Source organism: Sorangium sp. So ce295 (assembly GCF_051527405.1).
In the GTDB taxonomy this organism is placed as follows: domain Bacteria; phylum Myxococcota_A; class Polyangia; order Polyangiales; family Polyangiaceae; genus Sorangium; species Sorangium cellulosum_B.
Map to the genome: position 1 here is coordinate 4,002,888 of NZ_CP150324.1, position 24,328 is coordinate 4,027,215.

Annotated in this window: 18 protein-coding genes and 1 pseudogene; 14 read left to right on the forward strand and 5 right to left on the reverse strand. The window is 71.0% G+C overall.

Annotation, left to right across the window (positions count from 1 at the left end):
* Positions 1–47 precede the first annotated feature (47 nt).
* The 5 genes and pseudogenes from WMF11_RS15255 to WMF11_RS15275 all read left to right on the forward strand — a co-directional run.
* The gene (locus WMF11_RS15255) at positions 48–338 is read left to right on the forward strand and encodes a hypothetical protein (protein WP_437977974.1); all 291 of its coding nucleotides are present in this window, start codon (positions 48–50) and stop codon (positions 336–338) included.
* Positions 335–3,343, forward strand: a complete 3,009-nt coding sequence (locus tag WMF11_RS15260; protein ID WP_437977975.1) for an ATP-binding protein — start codon at positions 335–337, stop codon at positions 3,341–3,343. Before WMF11_RS15255 ends, WMF11_RS15260 begins: the two co-directional genes overlap by 4 nt.
* Positions 3,344–3,662: 319 nt before the next feature.
* Complete coding sequence (locus WMF11_RS15265) at positions 3,663–5,042, forward strand: MFS transporter (RefSeq protein ID WP_437977976.1); 1,380 nt, start codon at positions 3,663–3,665, stop codon at positions 5,040–5,042.
* A 310-nt stretch (positions 5,043–5,352) separates the two neighbouring features.
* Positions 5,353–6,129, forward strand: a complete 777-nt coding sequence (locus WMF11_RS15270; protein ID WP_437977977.1) for a polysaccharide deacetylase family protein — start codon at positions 5,353–5,355, stop codon at positions 6,127–6,129.
* A 751-nt stretch (positions 6,130–6,880) separates the two neighbouring features.
* Positions 6,881–7,072 (forward strand): annotated as a pseudogene (locus tag WMF11_RS15275) (cellulose binding domain-containing protein); the annotation flags it as partial.
* Here the strand turns inward: WMF11_RS15275 and WMF11_RS15280 are convergent.
* The gene (locus tag WMF11_RS15280; protein WP_437979436.1) at positions 7,072–7,464 is read right to left on the reverse strand and encodes a hypothetical protein; all 393 of its coding nucleotides are present in this window, start codon (positions 7,462–7,464) and stop codon (positions 7,072–7,074) included. The pseudogene WMF11_RS15275 and the gene WMF11_RS15280 overlap by 1 nt on opposite strands.
* Here WMF11_RS15280 and WMF11_RS15285 point away from each other — a divergent pair.
* On the forward strand, positions 7,424–8,308 hold the full coding sequence (locus WMF11_RS15285; RefSeq protein WP_437979311.1) for a polysaccharide deacetylase family protein: 885 nt from the start codon (positions 7,424–7,426) through the stop codon (positions 8,306–8,308). The two genes, WMF11_RS15280 and WMF11_RS15285, sit on opposite strands and share 41 nt — an antisense overlap.
* A 587-nt stretch (positions 8,309–8,895) precedes the next feature.
* On the opposite strand, the gene WMF11_RS15290 is transcribed toward WMF11_RS15285, so the two are convergent.
* The 3 genes from WMF11_RS15290 to WMF11_RS15300 all read right to left on the reverse strand — a co-directional run bounded on the left by WMF11_RS15290 (position 8,896) and on the right by WMF11_RS15300 (position 13,631).
* Positions 8,896–9,270, reverse strand: a complete 375-nt coding sequence (locus WMF11_RS15290; RefSeq protein ID WP_437977978.1) for a hypothetical protein — start codon at positions 9,268–9,270, stop codon at positions 8,896–8,898.
* Positions 9,271–9,558: 288 nt separating this feature from the next.
* Entirely contained in the window at positions 9,559–12,126 is a 2,568-nt protein-coding gene (locus WMF11_RS15295) for a polynucleotide kinase-phosphatase (RefSeq protein WP_437977979.1), read from the reverse strand.
* The gene (locus WMF11_RS15300; RefSeq protein ID WP_437977980.1) at positions 12,123–13,631 is read right to left on the reverse strand and encodes a 3' terminal RNA ribose 2'-O-methyltransferase Hen1; all 1,509 of its coding nucleotides are present in this window, start codon (positions 13,629–13,631) and stop codon (positions 12,123–12,125) included. Before WMF11_RS15300 ends, WMF11_RS15295 begins: the two co-directional genes overlap by 4 nt.
* Before the next feature lie 108 nt (positions 13,632–13,739).
* On the opposite strand from WMF11_RS15300, the gene WMF11_RS15305 reads away from it, so the two are divergent.
* Together WMF11_RS15305 and WMF11_RS15310 are read left to right on the forward strand one after the other, a co-directional pair.
* On the forward strand, positions 13,740–14,774 hold the full coding sequence (locus tag WMF11_RS15305; RefSeq protein WP_437977981.1) for a sensor histidine kinase: 1,035 nt from the start codon (positions 13,740–13,742) through the stop codon (positions 14,772–14,774).
* Positions 14,771–15,526 carry a LytR/AlgR family response regulator transcription factor gene (locus WMF11_RS15310; RefSeq protein WP_437909113.1) on the forward strand — a complete coding sequence of 252 codons (756 nt, stop codon included), beginning with the start codon at positions 14,771–14,773 and terminating at the stop codon, positions 15,524–15,526. Before WMF11_RS15305 ends, WMF11_RS15310 begins: the two co-directional genes overlap by 4 nt.
* On the opposite strand, the gene WMF11_RS15315 is transcribed toward WMF11_RS15310, so the two are convergent.
* Entirely contained in the window at positions 15,510–16,601 is a 1,092-nt protein-coding gene (locus tag WMF11_RS15315; RefSeq protein ID WP_437977982.1) for a serine hydrolase domain-containing protein, read from the reverse strand. The genes WMF11_RS15310 and WMF11_RS15315 overlap by 17 nt on opposite strands.
* 248 nt (positions 16,602–16,849) lie before the next feature.
* On the opposite strand from WMF11_RS15315, the gene WMF11_RS15320 reads away from it, so the two are divergent.
* From WMF11_RS15320 to WMF11_RS15345, 6 genes are all read left to right on the forward strand, one after another.
* Positions 16,850–17,965, forward strand: a complete 1,116-nt coding sequence (locus WMF11_RS15320) for an STAS domain-containing protein (RefSeq protein WP_437977983.1) — start codon at positions 16,850–16,852, stop codon at positions 17,963–17,965.
* Between the two features lie 70 nt (positions 17,966–18,035).
* Positions 18,036–18,713 carry a cation diffusion facilitator family transporter gene (locus WMF11_RS15325; protein ID WP_437977984.1) on the forward strand — a complete coding sequence of 226 codons (678 nt, stop codon included), beginning with the start codon at positions 18,036–18,038 and terminating at the stop codon, positions 18,711–18,713.
* A gap of 139 nt (positions 18,714–18,852) precedes the next feature.
* Positions 18,853–19,143, forward strand: a complete 291-nt coding sequence (locus WMF11_RS15330) for a hypothetical protein (protein WP_437977985.1) — start codon at positions 18,853–18,855, stop codon at positions 19,141–19,143.
* A 340-nt stretch (positions 19,144–19,483) separates the two neighbouring features.
* Positions 19,484–19,816, forward strand: coding sequence for a hypothetical protein (locus WMF11_RS15335; protein ID WP_437977986.1), 333 nt, complete (start codon positions 19,484–19,486; stop codon positions 19,814–19,816).
* Between the two features lies 1 nt (position 19,817).
* Entirely contained in the window at positions 19,818–21,182 is a 1,365-nt protein-coding gene (locus WMF11_RS15340; protein WP_437977987.1) for an efflux RND transporter periplasmic adaptor subunit, read from the forward strand.
* Between the two features lie 10 nt (positions 21,183–21,192).
* Positions 21,193–24,327 (forward strand): efflux RND transporter permease subunit, encoded by a 3,135-nt coding sequence (locus WMF11_RS15345; protein ID WP_437977988.1) that lies wholly within the window; start codon positions 21,193–21,195, stop codon positions 24,325–24,327.
* Position 24,328 lies beyond the last annotated feature (1 nt).

A 24,328-nucleotide genomic window follows, 5' to 3' on the forward strand; every position in this document is an offset into this window, starting at 1 on the left:
TGGCCCCGCGCATGTTCAGCCGCGGCGGCCCTGAGTAGCCTCTCCGCATGACCGGAGGACACGGCGCGGATGCCGGCGCGGCGGATCGTGCGCTCGTGCTCATGCTGCTGGGCACGGTGCTGCTCGTGTCGCCGGCGCGGCTGCTCTGGGCCCGAGGCCTGCTCGCGGTGGCCGCGGTCTTCGCGGTCTGGGCCGCGCTGATCGCGCTCGCCGTGCTCGCGACGCGCGCCGACCGCGGCGACCGAGGCGACCTACCAAGCGGCGATCTCGCCCGAGGCCAACGCGAGCGCGAGCGCGGCGACCCGGCCCCCGGCGCCGGTGATCGAGGCCCGCCGTGATCGACGTCGGCGTCCTCCTCTTCGCCACGGTGGCCTGGCTCGCCGTGCTCGCCGCGATCGCGCTCGCCGCGCAGCGCGAGCGGATCCCCCGCGCGGTCGCGCGCCACCCGCTCGTCCTCGCCCTGTCGCTCGGCGTCTACGCCTCGTCGTGGACCTACTACGGCGGCGTCGGCTTCGCGCAGCGCCACGGCCTCGTCTTCCTCGCGGTCTACCTCGGCCCGACGCTCGCGTGCATCGCCACCCCGCTCCTCTGGTCGCGCGTCCTGCGGATCACGCGCGAGCAGCGCCTCTCCTCGCTCGCCGACCTCTTCGCCTTCCGCTTCCAGAGCCCCGCGGCGGGGGCGGTCGTCGCCGCCTTCTCCGTCGTCGCCAGCGTGCCCTACGTCGCGCAGCAGTTCCGCGCGACCGAGCAGTCGGTCCGCGTGCTCTCCGGGCCCGGGCACGAGGAGGCCGTGGGCGCCGTCTTCTGGGCGCTGCTCACGCTCTTCACGGCGTTCTTCGGCGCTCGCCCGGCCGCCGAGCAGGGGCGGGAGGACGGCCTCGCGGCGGCGGTCGCGTTCGAGTCGGCGGCGAAGCTCGCCGTGCTCGTGGTCGTGGGCCTCGTCGCCGTGCTCGGGGCCTTCGGCGGCGCGGGCGGGCTCGCGGACTGGCTGGGCGATCACGCCGCCGAGGTCGAGGCGCTCGGCCGCCCCGTGCGCGACGACAGCGGCTGGACGTCGATGCTCGTCATCAGCTTCGCCGCCGCCTTCCTGCTGCCGAGGCAGTGGCACATGGCGTTCGCGGGCGGCGCCGGCGACCGCGCGCTCGCCAAGGCGGCCTGGGCCTTCCCGCTCTTCCTGCTCGCGCTCAACCTGCCCGTGCTACCCGTCCTCTGGGCCGGGACCCGCCTCGCGCCGGCCGAGCCCGCCGACAGCTACGTGCTGCTCGTGCCGCAGCTGCTCGGCCAGGGCTGGCTCGCGCTCGCCGCGTTCATCGGCGGCATCTCCGCGGCGAGCGCCATGGTCATGGTCACCGCCGTCGCCCTCGCGAGCGCCAGCGCCACGCACCTGCTCCTGCCGATCGCCCGGAGGACGCTGCGCCGCAACGTCTACGCGCGCGTGCTGTGGCTCCGCCGCGGGCTCCTGATCGTCATCCTCACCGGCGGGTGGCTCTTCCACCGCGCGCAGCCGCACCGCGGGCTGCTCGTCGAGAGCGGCATCGTGTCGTTCGTCGCCTTCGCGCAGTTCCTGCCGGGGCTCCTCGCCGCGCTCTTCTGGGAGCGCGCGACGCGCGCAGGGTTCCTCGCCGGGCTCCTCGCCGGCATCGGCACCTGGACCGCCACCTGCCTCGCGCCCTTCCTGCCCGAGCTGTCCGGGCTCGACCCGGGGTGGCTCGATCTCCTGCGCGAGGGCGCGGGCCAGGCCGACCCCGCCCTGTACGTGACGGCCACGGACACCTGGTCGCTGCCCACGTTCGTGTCGCTCGCCGTCAACGGCGCCACGCTCGGGCTCGTCTCGCTCCTGCGCCCCCCGGCCGAGGAGGAGCGCGAGGCGGCGCGCCTGTGCACGCGCCGCGAGATCGGCCCGTCGGTCGAGCGCGCGACCGTGGCCTCGAGCGTGGGCGCGCTGGAGGAGCGGCTCGCGCGGCTGCTCGGCCGCGAGGCGGCCGCGCTCGAGGTCACGCGCGCCCGGATCGAGCTCGACATCCCGCGCGACGAGACGCGGCCCACGGAGCTCCACGCGCTGCAGGAGCGCCTGCACCGCAACCTGTCGCCGCTCGTCGGCCCGGTGCTCGCGAGGACCGTCGCCGAAGCGGACGCGCAGGCCGCCCCCGGGGCGTTCGGCGGCAGAGCGGCGAGCGGCGCGCTCACCGAGGAGCTCCGCTGGCTGGAGCGGCGCCTCGCGCGCGGGGAGGCCACGACGACGTTCGTCGGCGCCGCGAAGGAGCTCGACCTCCTGCGGCGCTGGCTCCGCTCGGTGCTCGCGCAGCTCCCCCTCGGCGTCTGCGCCGTGGGCTCCGACGGCGCGATCAGCCTCGTGAACCGGCGCCTCGAGGCGCTCGTCGGCGCCGAGGAGCGCGACCTCGTCGGGGCGCCGCTCGACCGGCTGCCGGCCCCGTTCGCGGAGCTGTTCGCGCGCGCCGCCCGCGCCGCCTCGGCGGGCGAGGCCGGCGCGGACGAGATCGAGGCGCACGTGGCCGGCCGCGCGCGCTCGCTGCGCGTCCACCGCGCCGCGCTCGACCCGCTCGACGCGCGCGCCGCCTCGGGGGGCGTGGTCCTCCTCGTGGAGGACCGCACCGAGCAGCGCGCGCTCGAGGCGCAGCTCGCCCACCGCGACCGCCTCGCCCAGCTCGGCCGCCTCGCCGCCGGCGTGGCCCACGAGGTCGGCAACCCGCTCACCGGCATCGCCTGCCTCGCGCAGAACCTCCGCGCCGAGTCCGACAGCGACGAGATCCGCGCGCGGGCGGGCCTCATCCTCGGCGAGGCGGCGCGCATCGAGGCCATCCTGCGCTCGCTGCTCGACCACAGCCGCACCGGCGCCGTGCCGAAGCCCGGCGAGGGCGCGCGCGCGCGGGTCGGGCGCGTGGCGCTCGCCGAGGTGGTCGCCGAGGCCGTGCGGCTCATCCGGCTCGACCGCGCGGCGCCCCACGTCCGGGTGGATCAAGCCTGCCCCGAGTCGCTCGTCGTCATCGGCGACCGGCGCGAGCTCGTCCAGGTCTTCGTCAACCTGCTCGCGAACGCCCGCGACGCGTCCGAGGCCGGCGCGCTCATCGCCGTCCGAGGGTGGATCGACGCGGGCCAGATCGTCGTCGAGGTCGAGGACCACGGCAGCGGCATCCCCGAGGAGCTCCTCGCCGCGGTGCTGGAGCCGTTCGTGACGACGAAGCGCGACCCGAGCGGCACGGGGCTCGGCTTGCCGCTCTCGCGCTCGATCGTCGAGGACCACGGCGGGACCCTCACGCTGCGGAGCGCGGTGGGGCGGGGGACGACGGTCGTCGTCCGGCTGCCGCTCGCGGGCGCGGGGTGAAGCGGTCGGCGCGGGACGTCGGGTGTTACCGATCGTAACGAGACCTGGCCGAACGAGCCCGCCAACGTGCTTGCTCCGTGGACGAACAGGTATTCTCAAGGCTGCTTGCGTGGTATTGAGATCAAAGAGAGCAGCATTCCGCGAGCCGGGGGTGACAGGGCATCGACCCACGCGCTGCCCGGCCCCTCCTCCTCCCCCGCGTGCGGGGTGAGGAGGAGCCATGAAGAACACCCTGGCTGCCTCTTTCCGCTCGGCGCGCCTCCAAGCCCGTCTCCGGCCCTCTCGACGAGCGCTGGAACTCCTCCGAGGAACCGTTCTCATGGCACAGACGTCTCCCCAAACCTTCGCCGTGACGCCCACGAACCAGGCCCCCGCGGCCGGGCGTGAGGTTGTCAGCAGCTCCACGCTCTGGAAGGTCATCTTCGCGTCCGCTGGCGGCACGATGATCGAGTGGTACGACTTCTATATCTTCGGGAGTCTCGCCGCGATCATCTCGACCCACTTCTTCCCGAAGGACAACCCGACGGCGAGCTTCCTCTTGACGCTCGGCACGTTCGCCACGGGCTTCGTCGTCCGCCCGTTCGGCGCGCTCGTGTTCGGGCGCATCGGCGATATCGTGGGTCGGAAGTACGCGTTCCTCGTGACGCTGCTGCTCATGGGCGGCGCGACGGCGCTCATCGGCTTCTTGCCGACGTACGACAAGATCGGGCTGCTCGCCCCGATCGCGCTCGTCCTGATCCGCCTCGTCCAGGGCCTCGCGCTCGGCGGCGAGTACGGCGGCGCGGCGGTGTACGTCGCCGAGCACTCACCCGACGAGAAGCGCGGCTTCTACACCTCGTTCATCCAGATCACGGCGACGCTCGGTCTGTTCGTCTCGCTGGCGGTGATCCTCAGCACCCGCCTCCTCGTGGGCGAGGAGGCCTTCAAGGACTGGGGCTGGCGCATCCCGTTCCTCCTGTCGGTCCTCCTCGTCGGCGTGTCCTTCTACGTGCGCGCCCGCCTCAAGGAGTCGCCGATCTTCAGCAAGCTCAAGGCCGAGGGGAAGACGTCGACCGCTCCCATCAAGGACAGCCTCGGCAACAAGCGCAACTGGAAGGTCATCCTGATCGCCCTCTTCGGCGCCACGGCCGGCCAGGGCGTGGTCTGGTACACGGGGCAGTTCTATGCCCTCTACTTCCTGCAGAACACGCTCAAGGTCCCGTTCATCACGGCCACGATCGTGATCGCCACCGCGCTCGCCCTCGGCATGCCGTTCTTCGTGTTCTTCGGCGCGCTCTCGGACCGCATCGGCCGCAAGAAGATCATGCTCGCGGGCAACCTGTGCGGCGCGATCGGCTTCTTCCCCGTGTTCTGGGCGATGAAGCAGAACGCGGACAACCCGGTCGTGCTCACCGCGCTCGTGTTCGTGCTCGTGCTGTTCGTCACGATGGTCTACGGCCCGATCGCGGCCTACCTCGTCGAGGCCTTCCCTGCGAAGGTGCGTTACACGTCGCTCTCGATCCCGTACCACGTCGGCAACGGCGTGTTCGGCGGGCTCTTGCCGCTCATCGCCTCGTCGGTGACGGTCGCGACGGGCAACATCTACGCGGGGCTCCTCTATCCGATCGCGGTGGCGCTCATCACCGTCGTGGTCGGCGGGATCTTCCTGAAAGAGCGCAGCGACGTGCGCCTCTGGGACGAGCTCGATCGCCCGGCTTGACGGCGATCTCCCGGCGGACGGAGCGCTGCTCGCGCGCCGTCCGCCGCCTCCTGCTCCTCGCAGATTCGTGGGATACGGGCTCAGCCGTCAGGCGCTGAAGCGAGGCATACGAAAGTACGCCGCAGTGAGCCGCACGACGTGGATGAGCCCGTAGAGCTGAAACCTCCCTCGAAATTCCGGAAAAATTCACGGGGAGGCGGGGCGGAGAGGAGTGGAATCCCACCAACCTCCCCGTCTCCCTGTTCAATTTCTTTTCTCGAAAATGCCAATAAAATGAGGGGATTCGTCAGCCCGTAGCGTGCGCGCTGGTGTGCCCCGCCATCACAAAACGAGCTCTGCGAACTTCGACGAGACGTGGACGAAGGCAGTCCAGGACGGCCACGAGCTCGGCAACCACACGGCGCACCACTGCCATGACGACATGACCGAGTGCGCGGGCGAGTCGGCCGGCAGCCTCATCGAAGAGATCGACGAGTGCACCGACTACATCGTCTCGAACTACGGCCAGAGCGACGTCTGGACGATGGCCTCTCCCTTCGGTGACGCGGGCTGGAACGAGCCGGCGAAGTCACGGTTCTTCCTGAACCGCGGCGTCCAGGGCGGGACGGTCGGGCCGAACGACAACTTGGATCCGTGGAACCTCCCGACGATGATGGCGAACGGGGGCGAGACCGCCGAGCCGTTCAACACGGCCATCGACGCGGCGAGGTCGGACGGCAAGTGGCTCAACTTCCTGTTCCACACGATCCTGCCGACCGAGGATCACTGGTACGCCGACGTCGAGCTCACGAGCATCACCGATAGCATGAAGCACGCCAAAGGGCTGAATGACGTGTGGATCGACACGATGGTCAACGTCGGGGCCTACTGGGTCGGTCAGAAGGTGCTCGCGGAGGCGACGAGCGATGCCTCTGGCGACGAGACGACCTGGACGTGGACGCTGCCGGAGCACTTCCCGACGGGCAAGTACGTCCGTGTGACGGTGGATGGCGGCACGCTGACGCAGGGGGGAAATGCGCTGGCGTGGAACGAGCACGGCTACTACGAGATCGCGCTCGACGCAGGCGCGCTCACCTTGTCGCCGTAACAACCCTGTCATCCCGGCGGCCGAGTCGGCGGGCGCGGCGACCTCGGCGCCCTCACGGGCGCGGCGCCGCGCGCAGGCGCCGTCCACCGTTCACGCAGACCTGGCAGCGGGTCGCCCTGGCCCGATTCGGCTGAGGGGCGCGCTGTTACCGCATCGCTCGATGCGCGGCCCTGATCTCGCGCACGAACCACGGAGGCAGCGAGCGCACAGAGGAGCATCCGTGTGCTCTGTGCGCCTGTGGTTCAAATAATTTCTCTTCAAGGAACCCGGGTGGCCATGGGAGACGCGATGTCGGCGAATCGCGTCGATGAATAGTTTTGTTGCCACTGATAGGTTGTGGTTCGCCGATGTGCCCCATGCGGCTTCGCTACATTGAACTACAGCATGGTGTTTGATTCGTCGCGGGCTTGAGAGAGCAATTGTTCTTGACTCGGTACGTGGTGTGATCGAAGGGTCGCTGGTCGGGCATCAGAAACGGGAGATGGGAAATCCGAAATCGGGGGACCACGAGACAAAGATAGGTTGAGCGCGCCGTGTCATATGCTTTGCGCGCGGCGCGTCGGCGTGGCATCTTACGGAACTTGCTTGCGGCCTTTCGGCCGCCCCTAGGAGAAAATTCATGCGCTTTGCTAGCCTGCTGAGCTTCGGCTCGGTTTCGATCGCTTGCTGCCTGGCCGCCTGCATCGCCGCGTCTCCGGACGACGAAGAGATCCAGTCGCTGGAAGGCGAGCTGCTCAGCTCGGATGGGACGATGTCGGCGGAGCTGTCGTACCAGTCGCAGTGGTCGACGGGGTACTGCGCGAACGTGACCGTGAAGAACATGAGCTCCAGGCCGAGCACGTCCTGGGGCCTTTCGATCGCGCTCAACGGCGCGACGCTGTCCAGCTCGTGGAACGCGCGGATCACGCAGTCGAACGGGCAGCTGAACGCCACCAACGAGAGCTACAATGGCTCGCTGGCAGCAGGAGCGTCGACGGGAGCCGGAGCGTCGACGGGAGCGTCGACGACCTGGGGGTTCTGCGCGAACGGCACGGGGAAGCCATCGATCTCGTCGGTCAACGGCAACGGGAATGGAGGCTCGACGTCGGTGAGCTCCAGCAGCGCATCGAGCAGCACCAGCAGCGCTTCGAGCAGCTCCAGCAGCGCATCGAGTAGCTCCAGCAGCAGCTCGTCGGCCAGCTCTGGCGCAGGCGGCGCGGGCGGGGGCGGGGGCTCAGGTGGCGGCGGCGCGGGCGGCAGCGGAGGCGGTCCGGTGGTCAATTCCGGCCTTCCGACACCCCCAGGCTCCAGCAATGTGGCGAAGCCGTCCGGCGCGGCCGGCGGGTTCAGGGTCATCAACTGGGCCGGCTTCACGGGCGCCGTGTCGTACACGTTCGACGACTCGAACTCGAGCCAGATCCAGAACTACGACACGCTGAACGCGCTCGACGTTCCGTTCACCTTCTACCTCCAGACGGGCAAGAGCGAATCGACCAATTCGGTGTGGCAAAGGGCGCTGAGCGACGGGCACGAGCTCGGCAACCACACGAAGAGCCATTCGAGCAACGACAGCGGCGCCGATACGGACGCCGCGACGCAGTTCATCGAGAGCAGGTTCGGCACCAAGGTGTGGACGATGGCGGCTCCGAACGGCTCGTCCGTGTACACGGGCATCGCCAGGACGCGCTTCCTCATCAACCGCGGCGTGGCCAACAACCTCATCGGGCCGAACGACTCGACCGATCCGTTCACGCTGCCCTGCTACATCCCGCCGACCGGCGCCTCCACGACGGTGCTGGACCAGCAGGTCACGAGCGCGCGGGACGCCAAGAAGTGGCGCACCGTCCTGGTGCACGGCTTCACCGGCGGCTCTGACGGCGCTTATCAGCCCATCGGGCTCCAGGCCTTCGTCGATCACGTCAAGCACTCGAAGGCGCTCGGCGACATGTGGCTCGACAGCGTTGTCAACGTCGGCGCTTACTGGCGCGGCCAGAAGGCGGTCTCCTCTGCCACCACCTCGACGTCCGGCGGCGCGACGACCTACACGTGGCAGCTCCCCGCCAACTTCCCGCCGGGCAAGTACCTGCGTGTGACGGTCACCGGCGGCACGCTCAAGCAGAACGGTGTTCCGCTGAACTGGGATCCGCACGGCTACTACGAAGTCGCGCTCGACGCGAAGTCCGTCACGCTGTCGCCGTGACGAAGCGGGCCCGCGCCCCGCGGGCCCCCTGCCGCCGCGACGCGCGCTGTCCGAGCGATCCGGATCCGAGTCAGCCGCGGAGCGCTCTGTCGCCGAGCGGCTGCAGCTCGCTACTGGCCTCGTGAGAGAAGGAATCAGCGAGGCACAGAGGGCACGGACGAGAGCGCGATTTGGCGGTGGGGGGCTTGGCCGACGATGGGGTCTTTGAAACCCCAAAGGACGCCAGAAGACGCCAAAAGAGACGCCAAGAGACGCCAGAATAATATAATAATATTGGCGTCTTCTGGCGCTTCTTGGCGTCTTCTGGCGTCCTCATGGCCCCGGCAGCGTAGGGGAATTCCCCCCCGCCTCCCGCGAAGGAGCTCTGTGTCCTTCGCGGTTACAATGTGGTGTCTTGGGGGAGGGGTACTGCGCGAACGTGACCGTGAGGAACGCGAGCTCCAGGCCGAGCACGTCCTGGGGCCTTTCGATCGCGCTCAACGGCGCGCGGCGAGCTCTCGGTTTCTCTGCCTCCGTGGTCGTGCGTGGGAGCCGGAGCGCCGCGGGGGCGTCGTCTTCGTCCCACCCGCCTGGTGCGGAGCTCACGTTCAGAGGCGGAGCGTGATGTTTCTCCCCCGGCTGTCCGGAATGAGCCCCCGATCGACCACGGCCTTGAACCGGAAGTCCCCCCTGCTGTCGAAGCAATGCGTGTATTTCTCGGTACTCCCGGCTCCGCGCCGGAGGTCGTCCTTACCGCTCTTGCCTGGGCCTGACCATTCGAGACGAACATAGTTTCCGTCGGCCTTGGTGTCGCGCAGCGTGCATCGAGCACAGAAGCCGCGACCATCCGGGGAGACGGTGCAAGTGGCGTCCCCGCCGACAGCGTCCGATTTTCCTGAGCGGGCTGCCCACGCAGCGGCGCAGCACAGGAGCAAGGCGGCGCTGACGATCTGTATCACCCCCACGCGACGCGCGACGTTCATCGTCCCCTCCCTCGGTCGAGCCCCTCCATCCAGGCTCCCCAGCATGTCGGTATTGAGGGCCCCAGTGGAGGGATCATGAGCGATCTCTGCTTCGCGTACGAGTGGTCGTCAAGCAGTCGCAGCGTGCTGGTTATCGATGGAAGCTTCGACGAGGGTAGTCCGCAGGAGCGGGTGTTCGTCGCGCGGGGAGGGGATGGGCCGATGTCTGAGCCCAGGGGAGTTCGGCGGGGCCCCACCCCGCGCGACGAACACCCGCTCCTGCGGCCGGGCAGCCCGGCAATCCGCCCCTCACAGCCGCGGATCGACCGGCTCGCTCTCCAGCGCCAGCACCCCGAACACACACTCGTGCACGCGGTGGAGCGGCTCGCCCTCCACGAAGCGGTGGAGCGCCTCCAGGCCGAGCGCGTACTCCCGCAGCGCGAGCGCGCGCTTCCCCGACACGCTCCGGTGGCGCAGCCGCGCGAGGTGCTGCGGCGTCAGGTACTCCGGCCCGTAGATGATGCGCAGGTACTCCGGCCCGCGGCACTTGATCGCCGGCTGGACGAGCCCGCGCGGGCCGCGGACCACCCACTCCCACGACTTGACCACCATGCCCTCGCCGCCGCGCTCGACCATCTCCGTCCAGAAGGCCACCGCCTGCGCCTCGCTCTGCGGGTCCGAGAGGTCGACGACGCGGTGCGGGGTCTCCACGAAGAACGCCGGATCGACCTCGGCGAGCCGCGCGAGCTGCCGCAGGTGGAAGCCGTGGTCCCGCGCCGCGTGCACCGCGCCCTCGCTCGCGAGCAGGTGGAAGGGCGCCAGCCGGATGTCCGCCAGCGACCGCACCGGCCAGCAGTAACGCCGGTAGGCCGCCACGTACCCGTCCATCGCCGCCTTCCGGGCCGCGTGCCGATCGAGCAGCTCCCGCGCGCTCTCGTCGCGCGCGGCGGTCATCGTGAGCGCCCGCACCGCCGCGTCGAGCGACGCGCGGCCCGACGAGCCCACGGCGGCGTACTGGCCGCGCAGGAGATCCTGCGCCTTCGCCGACCAGGGCAGGAGCTCGGCGTCGAGGCAGACCCAGTCCGTGCGCAGCTCGGCCCACAGATCCGCCCGATCCATCGCCGCCCGCACCCGGTCGATGAGCTCCCGGCTCCGCGCCTCGTCCGAGAAGAACGGCCTGCCCGTGCGCGTCGTGCACACGCCGAGCGGCCCCTCGTCGAGGCGGAACCGCCGCCGCCGCGCGGCCTCGTCGCGGCACACGACGAGCACCGCGCGCGAGCCCATGTGCTTCTCCTCGCAGACGACGCGGCCCACGCCGTTCTGCCGGAAGTACGCGAACGCCTCGCGCGGGTGCTCGAGCAGGCCCCCGTCCTTCGCCGTCTCGCTCGGCGACATCGTCGGCGGCAGGTAGATGAGCCACCGGGGATCCACGGCGAAGCGGCTCATCGCCTCGAGCGCCGCCGCCGCGTTCTCCTCGCGGATCGTCACCATCCCGTGCACCCGCGTCCGGATCGCGCGCCGGCCGCGCACGTCGTCGATGTCGAGCACGTCGTACGCCTGCCCCCGCGCGCCGGCCTTCGGCTCGCCCGCGAGCGGCGCGAGCGGCTTCGCGGGCTCGTAGTACACGCGGCGCGCCTTGACCTCGACGAGCTCGCGCTCCGGGTAGCGGAGCGCCGTGAGCGCGCCGCCGAACACGCACCCGGTGTCGATGCAGATCGTGCGGTTCTCCCACTCGGCCACCGTCGTCGGCGTGTGGCCGTAGACCACCATCGCCTTGCCGCGGTACTCCGAGGCCCAGTTGTACCGCACGGGAAGGCCGTACTCGTCGGTCTCGCCCGTGGTCTCGCCGTACAGGCAGAACTCGCGCACCGCGCCCGAGCCCCGGCCCTGGAACGCCTCCTTCACGCCCGCGTGCGCGACCGCGAGGTTGCCGTCGTCGAGCACGTAGTGGCTGACGAGCCCGTCGATGAAGTCCGCCGCCTTCGCCTTGAAGGCGTCCGTCTCCGACTCGAGCTGCTCGAGCGTCCGCTCGAGCCCGTGCGTCGGCTTCACGTCGCGCCCGCGCAGCTTCTTCAGCAGCTTCACGTCGTGGTTGCCGGGCACGCAGAGCGCGGCGCCCGACGCGACCATCGCCATCGCGAGGCGCAGCACGTCCGGCGAGCGCGGCCCGCGGTCCACGAGGTCGCCGAGGAAGATCGCGCGCCGGCCCTCGGGGGGCGACACGCGCGGCGCGTCCGGCAGCCCCTCCAGCTTGTAGCCGAGCGCCTCGAGCAGCTCGACGAGCTCGTCGAAGCAGCCGTGGACGTCGCCGATGATGTCGAACGGCCCGCGCTCGTCGCGGCGATCGGTCCACAGGCGCTGCCGCTCGATCGTGGCCGCCGCGACCTCCTCGGGCGAGGAGAGCACGTGCACGTAGCGGAAGCCCTCGCGCCGGAGCTCCTTGAGCGAGCGGCGCAGCTCGCGGCTCTGGCCCCGCACGACGTGCGGGCCGAACTGCCGGTCCGGCCGGCCGGCGTTGCGCGCGTGGCAGAGCTTCTCCGGCATGTCGAGCACGATGGCCACCGGCAGCACGTGGTGCTCGCGCGCGAGCGCGACGAGCGGCCTGCGCGCGTCCGCCTGCACGTTGGTCGCGTCGACGACGGCGAGCCGCCCCGAGGCGAGCCGCTTGCCCGCGATGAAGTGCAGGACCTCGAAGGCGACCGCGCTGGCGGCCTGATCGTTCTCGTCGTCGGACACGACGCCGCGGTAGTGATCGGACGAGAGGATCTCGGTCGGCTTGAAGTGCGCCCTCGCGAACGTGCTCTTGCCGGAGCCGGAGGCGCCGACGAGCACGACGAGCGAGAGGGAAGGGACGATGAGGGGGGCCTGCTCGCTCATGACGCCACCTCCGTCGCCTGCGCGAGGGCGCTGCCCGCGCCGCCCGCGCCGCCGTCCTGGGCCTCTCCGCCGCCCGCTCCGTTGGTGCTGCTCGTGCCGCCCGCGCCGCCCTCGCGCGTGAAGATCGCCATCTGCGTCGGCGCGCCGAGCGAGGGATCCATCGGGCCGATGGGCAGGTGCTCGACGGCGTAGCCGTGCGCGGCCGCGACCCCCTCGCAGAAGGCGTGGAACTCGGCGCGCGTCCACTCGAAGCGGTGGTCGCCGTGGCGGAGCGCGCCGCGCGGCAGCCCCTCGAACAGCGCGTTGTACTCGGCGTTCGGGGTGGTCACGAGGACGACGCGCGGCCGCGCGTGCTCGAAGACGCTGCGCGTGAGCGCGCCGAGCCGCGAGAGGTCCACGTGCTCGATGACCTCGACGAGGGTCGCGGCGTCGTAGCCCGAGAAGCGCGCGTCGCGGTAGGTGACCGACGCCTGGAAGAGCTGGATGCGCCGCCGCTGCTTGTCGGGCAGGTCGTCGAGGCGCAGGCGGTTCTTGGCGATCTCGAGGCTGCGCATGGAGACGTCGGCGCCCGCGACGCGCTCGAAGACGCGCTCGTCGACGAGGCGCTTCAGCAGCTTGCCCTCGCCGCAGCCGAGGTCGAGCACGCTCCTCGCCTCGGCCCGGCGGAGCGCCGCGACGACGGCCTCGCGCCGCGCCTCGTCGAGGCTGATCCGCGCCTCGCCCCGGTCCTCGGGCGCGGCCTTCTCGTCCTCGGCCTCCTCGGGGCTCGCCTCGTCGTCGGCCACGAGCCGCGCGAGCGCGGCCCGGAAGAGCGGCCGGCTGTGCTTCAGGTAGCGGAGCGCGATCGCCTCGCGCTCCGGGTGCTCCGGGAGCCACCCCTTGCCCTTGGCGAGGAGGTTGTCGACCTCGGCGTCGCCCACGTAGTAGTGCTTCTTGTCGTCGAGCACGGGCACGAGCACGTAGAGGTGCGCGAGCAGCTCCCTGAGCCGGCACGTCCTCGCGAGCGAGACGCGCAGGTAGGCGCTCTGGCCCCACTCCGGGAACGCCTCGTCGAGCGGGAGGCGCTCGGCCGCGATCTCGTAGCCGAGCGGCTCGAAGAGCCGCCGGAGCAGCGCCTCTCCGCCGCGGCACGGCAGGGCCTCGATCGTGGCGGAGAGGGGGATCGGCGCGTCCGCGAGCTCCGGGCGGTCGCGGCACTTGCCGCCGAGCGCCGAGCCGAAGACCTGCGCGATCGCCACGGAGAGGAACGACGAGGCGACGTAGGGCCGGTCGTTCACGTACTGCGCGAGCGTCCCGGGCTCGCCCGCGCCGCGCCCGCGCACGAGGTCCACGGGGTCGACGTCGAGCAGGAGCGCGGCGGTGCATCGCTCCTCGGTCGCCTCCGGATAGAACACGTGCGCCTTGCCGAACGACAGCGGGAACGACTGCGTGTACGCCGGGTTCTTGACGAGCAGGTAACCGAGGTCGGTCGCCGGCCGGTGCGTGGTGGTGAGCGTGAGGAGCATCGGGGGCCCGAGTCTACGCGAGAGGGACGACGAGCGACACGCTCGGCGCGACCGCGCGGAGGCGGCTTCGCCGACGCGGGGGGGCCCGGCGCTGCTAGCGTTGAACGGGTGACGCAGGAGCCCGCAAGCCAGGGAAAGGCTCACGTCGGCAAGGCCGTGGTGATCACCACGGCCGTGCTCTGGCTCCTCGACTGGATCGACCATGGAAGCTTCGAGCCCTGGCGCGGGCTGGGCACCGCGGCGTGGGTCGCGGCGGTCCTCGGCGCGCTCACGCTGGTGGCGCGCCGCATCGAACCGCGGCGCGCGCCGATCTGGCGTCAGCTCGTCGTGCTCGCGTTCACCGCCGGGATCGCCAGCTCCATCGCCACCACCTTCTTTTCCCTGGTCGCCGCGGCGCTGCCCGCGGTGTTCCCAGAGGGACCGCGACGGCCGCTCGTGGCCACCGCCGTCGTGGGCTTCTTCGACGGCGACGCCCTGTTCGGCTTCTGGGCCCTCCTGATCGAGCTGCCTCGACAGATCGGCGCCGAGCGGAGGCTCGAGGACGAGCGGCGCGCGCTGCGCCAGGAGGTCGAGCTCGCGCACATCCGCGCCGCGCTCGAGCCTCACTTCGTGTTGAACACGCTCAACACGATCGCCGGCCTGGTGACCGAAGAGCCGGCCGAGGCGCGCACCCTGATCGCGACGCTCGGCGACCTGCTGCGGGACATCATGCAGGGATCGCGGCGATCCCATCACACGGTCCGCGAGGAGGTGAGCTGGCTGCGGGGCTTCGCGCGCATCCTGGAGTCCCGGCACTTCGGGCGGCTCGCGTTCGAATGGGACGTCGACGCCTCGGTGGACGACTGCGTGCTCCCGGTGCTGCTGCTCCAGCCCCTGCTGGAGAACGCGGTGCACCACGGCGCGCTGCGCCGGCGGGAGCGCGGCCGCGTCGTCCTGCAGATCACCGGGGAGGCAGGACACCTGCGCTGCGCCGTCGAGGACGAGGGCCCCGGCTTCGACCTGGCCGCTGTCCCGCCGGAGGGGCGGGGGCTCGCGCTGGTGCGGCGCCGCGTCGCCCTGGAGTCGGCCGACGCGTCGCTGCGCATCGACTCGAAGCCCGGCCGGACGCGCCTGGAGGTCACGCTGCCGAGGAGGACGGCATGAAGCAGCTCTCTGCTCTCGTCGTCGAGGACGAGTGGCCGGCGCGCAACTTCCTCGTGGAGCTGCTGCGCGATACAGGGAGCTTCGGGTACATCGCCGCGGTGACGGACGTCGAGGCGGCTCGAGAGGCGCTCGATCGGTTAGAGCTCGGCATCGACGCCGTCTTCGTCGATATCCGGCTCGTCGATCGCCCTGGAGACACGTCGGGCCTCGACTTCGCCCGCTCCCTCTCGGCCCGCGCGAGCCCGCCGGCGGTGGTGCTCGCCACCGCGCTGGCGCACCACGCGCTCGACGGGTTCGAGATGGGCGCTGTCGACTATCTCCTCAAGCCGTTCACGCTCGACCGCGTCACCACGTGTGTGGCGCGGCTCCTCGAGCGACGCCGGGCGCCGTCCCCGAGCGCGGGAAAGCCGCGCCTGGTCGCGCGAAGAGACGACCGCCTGGTCTTCCTGGACCTCGACGGCATGCTGGCGTTTCAGGCGGCGGAGCGGCTCACCTATCTCCACCACGTGGACGGCGTGTTCTCGGTGGACCTCTCGCTCAGCGCGCTCGGGGCCACGCTGGGCGACCGTGTCCTTCGCGTGCACCGCAACTGGCTCGTCGCCCCGGCGTACGTGCGCGGGCTCGGCCGGCTCGACGGGGAGCTGATCCTCGAGGTCGGTCCAAGTCTCCGCGTGCCCGTCTCGCGCGATCGCGCGCGCGAGGTCCGGCAGCGGCTCCTGGAGAACACCGTCGGCATCACTCTGCCCGACTGAGCTCGCCTCTCTCGGCCGAGAGGACCAGCTTCGCCAGCTCGACCCCGAAGCCCTCGATGTCGAACACGTCGTACGTGTTCGTCCCGAGGATCACGCGGGTGTTCGCCGCCGGGCAGTCGACCGCAACCCCTCCAAGGCCATAGTCCCCGGCGCCGGCGACGGCGTAGACCGTCTTGCCCTCCAGGTCGTGGGCGCCGCCCGAGAGGTAATGCGCCTCGTACGACGCGAATGCTGCCGGACCGAGCACCTCCCCCTTCCAGACGGCGACCAGCCAGCGCTCGAGGTCGGACACCGTCGTCACCAGCCCGCCATTGCCGACGAGCGACCAGGTGTACGGCCATCCGGCGGGGTCGTTCTCCCCGAAGGTCGAGGCGTCGTATCCGATCGCTGTGTCGACCTGCTCCCAGATCGGGTCACCGAAGAACCCGCTCTGTCGCATGTGGGCGGGAGCGAAGAGCTCGTCACGCACGTAGTCCGTGAACGCTCGTCCCGAGACGGTCTCCACGACGTCGGCGAGCAGCGTGTAGCCGGAGTTGGAGTATTGCTCGTCGCTCCCGGGCTCGAACAGCAGCTCCTGCGCGAAGATCCGCTGGCGTGCTTCGAGCCGCGTCATCGGCTCGAAGTCCCCCTCCGTGTCGTGGTACTCGTCGAACCCGGCGCGGTGCTGGAGGATCTGAACGAGCGTGATCTCGGCCTTGTCGGCCGGCACGTCATCGAAGAGGGTCGCGAGCGAGTCGGTGACCGCGAGCTCGTGGTCGCCTTCGAGCTTGAAGATGGCCGTCGCGGTCAGGTCCTTCATCACGGAGCCGAAGTCGTACGCCGTACCGGCGACGTTGGGGATGTTGCTGTCTCGATCCGCCAGGCCGTAGCCGCTCGCGATCACCTCGGCCCCGTCGACTGTGACCAGCACCGATCCGGAGAAGCCGGCCGCGGCCGCGTCCGAGAGGCGACGCTCGAGCTCCTCGCGGAGCTCGTCCCGCTCGGGAAGTGCGGTCGAATCCCCGCTGCACCCAGTTTGTGGGACAGCCAGCGTGACCAGGCCGGCTGTCATCAGCCATTGCGAGATTGGTTTCATGCCGCGCCAGGCTGCCAGCCGGGCTCGCGAAGATCAGGGACGAATCGACGAGCGCCAGGTTCTCGGTCACGAGCGGGGGGTTCCGCGGGACGAGCACGTGGGGGCGGCGGCAGCGCGTCCCGAGCCCCAGAGCGCCGTCTTGGCCGGATCGAGGCCAGTCGTGGCTCGCCCGTCGAGGGCGACGCGCGCCGGGGTGAGCCGTTACACTGCGGCAAGCGGGCGGGTGCGCTCGTGGACTCGGGGAATTTATGAGCACAAGCTCTGAGCTTCTGGACAAGAAGATCCGCGTCGTCGTCGGGGGGATGGCGATCGAGTGGGATCTCGAGAACGGGCAGTGCACGTGGGCCGGCGTCCCCTCGGTGTCGATGTTCCTGCCGAGCAGCGTGGTTGGCCTGATGTCCGGCTTCCAGCGGATGGCGGGGACCGAGCGCTTCAACCTCGCCGTGGAGAGCGGCGGGCGGCTCAGCATCGACGACGACTGGACCTACATCTCCGGTTATCCGACGTTCGAGGAGGGCTTCAAGGCGCTCGGCGTCGGCGCGGCCACGGCGGGCTGGGGTGTGTGGCACGTGCTCTCCCTGGACCGGGAGCGGAAGGAGGCCCGCTTCCGCGTGGTGAACGGGTGGGAGTCGGTCTACCAGAAGGAGCTCGATGTCTGCTGGGGCAGCAGCATGATCGCGGGCAAGCTGGCCGGGTTCTGCACCCGGCTCTTCGGGGAGGAGTGCGACGTCGAGCAGACGTCGTTCGCCGCCCGGGGCGACGCCCACGACGAGTTCACGGTGCGCCCCGCCACGACCAGCCTGGAGGACCGGCTGCAGCACCTGCTCGACGAGGAGCGGGCGACGAAGACGGATCTGGCCATCGCGCTGCACAAGCTGAAGCGCGAGGTCGAGGAGCGCGCCCGCATCGCCGAGGAGCTCCAGCGGACCGAGCAGGAGCTCCGCGACAAGCTGTCGCTCATCGAGCGGCAGCAGCACGAGCTCCGCGCGCTCGCCACCCCGATCATCCAGGTGTGGGACGGCGTGCTGACGCTCCCGTTGATCGGCACGCTCGACGGCGTGAGGGCCGGGGTGATCACGGAAGAGCTGCTCGACGCCATCGTCAGGACAGGCTCCCGCTATGCGATCCTCGACATGACCGGCGTGGACAGCATCGACGGCGAGACCGCCGATCACGTGATCCGGATCATCCGCGCGGTCGAGCTGCTCGGCGCCAAGGGGGTCATCACCGGCGTGCGCCCCGCGGTGGCCGCGCTGATCACGTCGCTCGGCCTGGAGCTGTCCGCCGTGACCACGCTGCGGAACCTCCGCGAGGGGCTGCGGATGTGCATCCAGTCGCTCTCGGACAAGCCTGCAGGGGTGTGAAGACGGCGGGCGGCGGCGGGCCGGGCCGAGCCGGCGAGGTCCGTCGATCCTTGCGAGGTGGAGGCCTGCGATGGAGATGATCAACAAGGCGAGCTGCGACCATTGCACGAGCTGCTCCGCGGATACGGAGGAACAAGGACGCCAGGAGCACGTGAGGCGAGCGCTGCGGCTCGAGTACCTGACGGTCAGCTGGAACATCGTCGAGGGCATCGTCGCCGTGACGGCGGCCGTCCTCGCCGGGAGCGTCGCGCTCCTCGGTTTTGGCATCGACAGCTTCGTCGAGTGCGCCTCGGGCTTCGTGATGATCTGGCGCCTCCGCGCGGAGACGGCGCGCCGGCTGACGAGCCAGGCCCTCGACACGCTCGAGCACCGAGCTCAGCGGCTGGTCGCCTCGTCGTTGTTCTTGCTCGCCGCCTACGTCGCCTTCGACGCCGGTCAGGCGCTCTGGGGCGGCGAGCGGCCCGAGTTCACCCTCGTCGGGGTGGGGATCACGTCTCTGTCGCTCCTCGTGATGCGCTGGCTGGCGCGCGCGAAGCGCCGCGTCGCTCGACAGATCGGCAGCCGGGCCATGGAAGCGGACGCCTTCCAGACCACCGCATGCGTCTGGCTCTCGCTCGCGACGCTCGTCGGGATCGGGCTCAACGGGGCGCTCGGCTGGTGGTGGGCGGACCCGATCGCTGCCCTGGTCATCGCCGCGCTCGTCGTCAAGGAGGGCCTCGCCACGTGGCGCGGCGACGGTTGTTGCTGAAGGTGTCTCCTGGCCGGCCCTGCGGCGGTTGGTGCTCGCACCCGTCGGTCCACATGGTAGGCTCTGCCGGCTCGTGACTCGGCGGCGAAGGCAACATCCCCGATCCCGATGGACGCAGCGGCTCGTCCGCCTGCTCTCGATGATCGTGCTCGCCCTGGTCATGAGCCAGCTGACCGTGGCGTACGCCTTCGTGGCCATCGACGACTGCGGCGAGTCGTGTCCCGACGACGACGACAAAGGGGACTGCCACTGTCCCCTGGATTGCGCCTCGGGGTGCTGCGCGGTCAGGGCGCCAGCGGTCCCGCCCTCGCCCATCGTCCCCGTCTTGCTCGCGCCCCTCTCCGTGGAGCTCCTGCTGCTCGTGCCCGAGCGCGCGCCCCCATCGCCCGAGGCGCGCGAGGTGCTCCACGTCCCAAGGCTCCTGGCCTAGGCACGGCGCTGATGGCCGCTCCGCGGCCCGAGCCGTCGATCGCGCTCCTGTGAGCTCCACGTGGGCCCCGTCAGCCCTCGATGGCCTCAGGCGATCGCGGCGTGGTTCAGCGCCCTGCCAGGTCCGAGCGGAGGGCACGCTCGCGACGCGAGGTCGCGCGCCCGCTCCAGCGCGTCCGTTCAGCGCTGCTCGACCTAGCTCGCGCATCACGCTCGCGGGCGAGTCGGCGGCGATGGTAGCGGTGCTGCGCTGAGCGGCGGCGCGCTGGCGCGTGCGAGCGACAGCGTGCCCGAGGCTCGTCCGCCACGTGACGTTGCGAACAACAAGGAAGGGTAGACCCATGAAGATTCGTTCCATCTCGATCGTGCTCTGCGCCCTCGCCCTCGGTGCCGTGTCGTGCTCGAAGGAGGCGCCGAGCGCCGGCAAGGCGGCGCCCGAGCAGACGCAGGCGAAGCCTGCGGCGCACGGGCCGGCCGACGTGAAGCCCGGCTCCCACGAGGACTGGTGCGGAGAGCACCAGGTGCCCGAGTCGCAGTGCACCCGCTGCAACCCGGAGCTGATCCCTGCCTTCAAGGCCACGAACGACTGGTGCGCGGAGCACGGGCTTCCCGAGTCCCAGTGCCTCAAGTGCAACCCCGACCTGAAGATCGTCAGGCCGCCGAAGGGGAGCTGACGTGCCCCGCCGCGTTCACATCGTGTTGCTCCTGCTCCTCGCCGTTCTGTCGGGGTGCGGGGCCAAAGGGACCGACGCCGCCGCGCACGAGAAGGCGGAGGCCAAGCCGAAGGCCGCGGCGGCCGTCGAGGGCGCCATGTGCAAGGAGCACGGCGTGCTGGAAGCCCTCTGCACGAAGTGCAATCCGAGGCTCGTCCCGGTCTTCCAGGCCAAGGGAGACTGGTGCAAGGAGCACGCGTTTCCGGAATCCATCTGCCCCCTCTGCCACCCCGAGCGCGGAGGCAAGCCGGCGGCCGACGTGGCGAGCGACGGCGCGCCTGCCGACGGGACGAAGGTCAAGCTCAAGACCAAGGACACGGCCCGGCTCGCCGGCATCCTCACCGCGAAGGCCGTCGAGCGTCAGGGCGGCGGCGGCATCCCCGTGACCGCCAGGGTCGTCTACGACGCGCTCAAGGTGGCCGAGATCAACGCCCGCGCCCCGGGGGTCGTCCGGCAGCTGCACGTGGACGTGGGCGCGGAGGTCAAGAAGGGCGCGCCGCTCGCGATCATCGACAGCGCCGACGTGGGGGCGGATCGATCGCGGCTCGCCAGCGCGCAGTCGCGCCTCACGATCGCCGAGGAGAACCTGAAGCGCGAGGAGCAGCTCGAAAAGGAGGGGATCTCGTCGCGCCGGAGCGTCCTCGCCGCGCAGCAGGAGCTCGACGCTGCCCGCGCCGAGCGCGCCTCCTTCGCGGCCTCCCTGGCCGTCGTGGGCGCGAGCGCGGGCGGGAGCGGGGGCTACACGCTCACCACCCCGCTCGCCGGCGTCGTGACGCAGCGGAAGGCCACCGTGGGCAGGTTGGTCGGCGTCGAGGAGACCCTGTTCGAGGTGGTCGACGTCTCGAGCATGTGGGCCGAGCTCGACGTCCCCGAGACCGATCTACCGGCCGTCTCGCTGAAGCAGCCGGTGGTCATCGAGGTCGATGGCATCGAGGGGCGCGAGCTCAAGGGGGAGATCACGTACGTGGCGCCGGCCATCGACCCGGCCTCGCGCACGGCCAAGGCGCGCGTCCCGCTCGCGAACCCGGGCGGCGCGCTGCGGGCCAACATGTTCGGCAGGGCGCGCATCCTCGCCCCATCCCGCGCGGCGGTCGTTGTGCCCCGCGCCGCCGTGCAGCGCGCGAGGACGGTGAAGCTCGTGTTCGTGCGGCTCGCGGACGACCAGTTCGAGGCGCGGCGGGTCGAGGTCGGGGCGACCGAGGGCGATGTCGTCGAGGTGATCAAGGGCGTGCGCCCGGGCGAGGAGGTCGCGACCGAAGGGAGCTTCCTGCTCAAGACCGAGACCCTCAAGGAGAGCATCGGCGCCGGCTGCTGCGGCGAGGACTGAGGCGCGGGCCATGCTGAACGCCGTCATCACCTGGTCGCTCCGCCACCGGTTTCTCGTGATCCTGGCCTCGATCGGCCTCTCCCTGGCGGGCATCCTCGCGTTCCGCCGCCTGCCGATCGACGCCTTCCCGGACACGACGCCGGTGCAGGTGCAGATCAACACCGTCGCGCCTGCCCTCTCCCCGGTCGAGATCGAGCGCCAGATCACGGCGCCCGTCGAGCAGGCGATCTCGGGGCTGCCCAGGCTCGAGGAGGTCCGCTCGCTCTCCCGCTTCGGCCTCTCGCAGGTCACGGCGCGCTTCGAGGACGACACGGACATCTACCTGGCCCGCCAGGTCGTCATGGAGCGGCTCCAGACCGTGGCGCTGTCGCCGGGGATCCATCGCCCGGAGCTCGGCCCGGTCGCCACCGGGCTCGGCGAGGTGTTCCACTACGTGGTCACGGGCAAGGGCAAATCGCTGAGCGAGCTGCGGACGGTCCACGACTGGGTCATCGCGCCGCAGCTCCGCTCGGTGCGCGGCGTGGCCGAGGTGAACGCGTGGGGCGGCGATGAGCGGCAGATCCAGGTGCTCGTCGACCCGGCGGAGCTCACGGCGCGGGGGCTCTCGCTCCACGACCTCTCCGAGGCCCTGGAGCGCAACAACGCCAACGTGGGCGGTGGCACCCTGGACCAGGCCGGCGAGTCGAGCCTGATCCAGGGCATCGGCATCGCCACGCGCGTGAGCGACATCGAGGACATCGTTGTCGCGGCCAAGGGCGGGGCGCCCATCCGGGTGCGCGACGTCGCCCGGGTGGTCGAGGGGCGCGAGATCCGGCGGGGCGCGGTCACCGCCGACGGCAAGGGGGAGGTCGTGCTCGGCCTCGGCTTCATGCTGATGGGCGAGAACAGCCACGACGTCACGACGCGGCTCAAGGCGCGCCTTTCGGAGGTCGAGAAGAGCCTCCCGAGCGGCGTCGACGTCGCCGTCGTCTACGACCGCACCGAGCTCATCGACAGGGTGCTCGGCACCGTGCAGAAGAACCTGCTCGAGGGCGCGCTGCTGGTCGTGGCGGTGCTCTTCGCCTTCCTCGGCAACCTCCGCGCCGGGCTCATCGTGGCCTCGGCCATCCCCCTGTCGATGCTCTTCGCCTTCGACCTCATGCTGCGCGCGGGCGTCGCGGGGAGCCTGATGAGCCTCGGCGCGATCGACTTCGGCCTCGTCGTCGACAGCTCGGTGATCATGGTCGAGAACTCGGTCCGGCGGCTCTCCGAGGATTCGAGCGACCGGAGCACGACGGAGGTCGTGCGCGACGCCTCGATCGAGGTCCGCAAGCCGACGATGTTCGGCGAGCTGATCATCATGATCGTCTACCTGCCGATCCTCGCGCTCGAGGGGGCGGAGGGGAAGCTGTTCCGGCCGATGGCGCTCACCGTGATCTTCGCGCTCATCGGCTCGATGATCCTGTCGCTCACGCTCATGCCGGCGCTCGCGAGCCTGCTCCTGCCGCGCCGCATGAAGGAGCGCGAGAACGTGCTCGTGCGCCTCCTCAAGCGGGCCTACCGGCCCGTGCTGCAGCTCGCGCTGCGCTGGCGCTGGGCGGTGCTCGCCGGGGCCGTGCTGCTCCTCGGCAACGCGGCCTTCCTCGCGACGCGGCTCGGCGCCGAGTTCGTGCCGCGGCTCCGTGAGGGCACCCTCGTCGCCAACACCGTGCGGCTCTCGGGGGTCTCGGCGGGCGAGTCGATCCGCTACGGCACCCGGCTCGAGCGGGTCCTCCTCGACAGGTTTCCGGACGAGATCGAGCGCGTCTGGACGCGCACGGGCACCGCGGAGGTGGCGACGGACCCGATGGGGCTCGAGCTGTCCGACATGTTCATCACGCTCAAGCCGCGGGAGGCATGGAAGCGCGCCGCCACGCAGGACGAGCTCGTCGAGGCGATGGAGTCCGAGCTCGCGGGGATGCCGGGCATGCGCGTCATCTACACGCAGCCCATCGAGATGCGGGTCAACGAGATGGTCGCGGGGATCCGGGCCGATCTCGGGGTGAAGCTGTTCGGCGACGACTTCGACACGCTCAAGCAGAAGGCGCGCGAGATCGAGGCCGCCCTCAAGACGATCCCCGGCGCCGCGGACGTCGTGACCGAGCAGGTGACAGGCCAGCCCGTGCTCGAGATCGAGGTCGACCGCGCCGCCATCGCCCGCCACGGCATCGCGGCCGCCGACGTCCTGGATGTCGTCGAGGCGCTCGGCGCGCGGGAAGTGGGGCAGCTCCAGGAGGGCGAGCGCCGCTTCCCCGTGGTGCTGCGCATCGACGATCGCTACCGGGAGGACCCCGCCTCCATCGGCCGCATCCTGGTCACCGCGGCCGGCGGGGAGCGCATCCCGCTCGCGCGGCTCGCGAAGATCCGCGCGACCGAGGGGCCGGCCGCGATCAACCGCGAGTGGGCCAAGCGCCGGATCGTCGTGCAGGCGAACGTCCGGGGCCGCGACGTGGGCACCTTCGTCGAGGAGGCGAGGGCGAGGCTCGATCGGGAGGTCGAGCTCCCGCCCGGCTATTACGTCCGCTTCGGCGGGCAGTTCGAGCACCTCGAGCGGGCGCAGGCGCGCCTGCTCGTCGTCGTGCCCATCGCGCTCGGGCTGATCCTGCTCTTGCTCTACTTCACGTACGGGCGGCTCCTGGACGCGGTCCGCGTCTTCACGGGCGTCCCGTTCGCCGCGATCGGCGGCGTCGTCGCGCTCTGGCTCCGCGATCTGCCGTTCAGCATCTCCGCGGGCGTCGGGTTCGTTGCGCTGTCGGGCGTCGCGGTGCTCGGGGACATGGTGCTCGTCTCGACCATCCGGCAGCTCACCGCGGCCGGGATGCCGGTGCGCGACGCCATCGAGCTCGCGGCCGAGCGGCGCCTCCGCCCGGTCCTCATGACGGCGCTCGTCGCCTCCCTGGGCTTCGTGCCGATGGCGCTGAACACGGGCGTCGGCGCCGAGGTCCAGCGCCCGCTCGCGACCGTCGTGATCGGCGGCGTGATCTCCTCCACGCTGCTCACGCTGCTCGTGCTGCCGGCGCTCTACATCGTGGTCGGCGGGAGGCTCCGCGTGGACGCCGCCGGCGAGGCGGGCGCCTCCGAGCCTCCGCGGCCCGCCGGCCCGGCCCTGTCGCCTGCGGCGGAGTAGC